The sequence below is a fragment of the Pseudostreptobacillus hongkongensis genome, from assembly GCF_001559795.1.
GTDB lineage: Bacteria > Fusobacteriota > Fusobacteriia > Fusobacteriales > Leptotrichiaceae > Pseudostreptobacillus > Pseudostreptobacillus hongkongensis.
The window spans coordinates 1-279 of record NZ_LOHY01000069.1; the positions used below are offsets into that span (position 1 = coordinate 1).

The 279-nt window shown below is 62.7% G+C and carries 1 protein-coding gene; it reads left to right on the forward strand.

Features of this window, described 5'->3' with window-relative positions; translation table 11 throughout:
- A partial coding sequence (locus AYC59_RS07515; RefSeq protein ID WP_211259997.1) for a type II secretion system F family protein occupies window positions 1-264 on the forward strand: 264 nt, incomplete at its 5' end.
- Window positions 265-279: the final 15 nt, after the last annotated feature.

Genomic DNA, 279 nt, shown 5'->3' on the forward strand with positions numbered 1-279 from the left:
ATCTCGCAGGTACTCGACCGCTCGCCCAAGCTCTTCCCACCGCTGGTCGTGCAGATGATCGCCGTCGGCGAACGCGCCGGAACCATCGACGAGATGCTCGAAGAGATCGCCGATTTCTACGAGAAGCAGGTCGACCAGATCATGGGCAACCTCTCTTCGATCATCGAGCCGGTCCTGATCATCTTCCTCGGCGCGGCGGTCGGCGGCATCGCGCTCGCCATCATCACGCCGATCTACGCGCTGACCATGAAGTTCGGGCAGTGACGGCCGGTGGCGCAT